This is a genomic window from Oleiphilus sp. HI0086, from assembly GCF_001635225.1.
This window is the reverse complement of record NZ_LWFZ01000377.1, coordinates 1-320: the sequence shown is the minus strand read 5'-3', so window position 1 is coordinate 320 and position 320 is coordinate 1. Positions and strand designations below refer to the sequence as shown.

The window sequence follows — 320 nt, the reverse complement described above, 5'->3', positions numbered from 1 at the left end:
GCATTTAAGTGGGTATTACCACACTTAAATGCTTTAGTTCGTAGCACTCACGAAAATGATGGATGCATTGCGTACGATGTTGCGGAAGATCCATTCGATAAGGGCTTAATTCGTTTTTCAGAGTTGTGGCCGAATCGTGAGAGCTTAAATGATCACCTAAGTGCGCCGCACATTAAACCATGGCGAGAGCAGGCTAAAAAATATGGGTTATCTGAGCGCGTATTTAATTCGTGTGATTTGTTATCAGACTCTGTTGCGGTATAGCCTCTAGTCACATAACCAATTATGCCAGCACCACCCATATAGTGCCTCGAACTGGG

1 protein-coding gene is annotated in these 320 nt (G+C 43.8%); it reads left to right on the top strand.

Features of this window, described 5'->3' with window-relative positions; translation table 11 throughout:
* Positions 1–264: putative quinol monooxygenase (locus A3756_RS04770; RefSeq protein ID WP_068553004.1), on the top strand; the 264-nt coding region annotated here is incomplete at its 5' end.
* Positions 265–320: the final 56 nt, after the last annotated feature.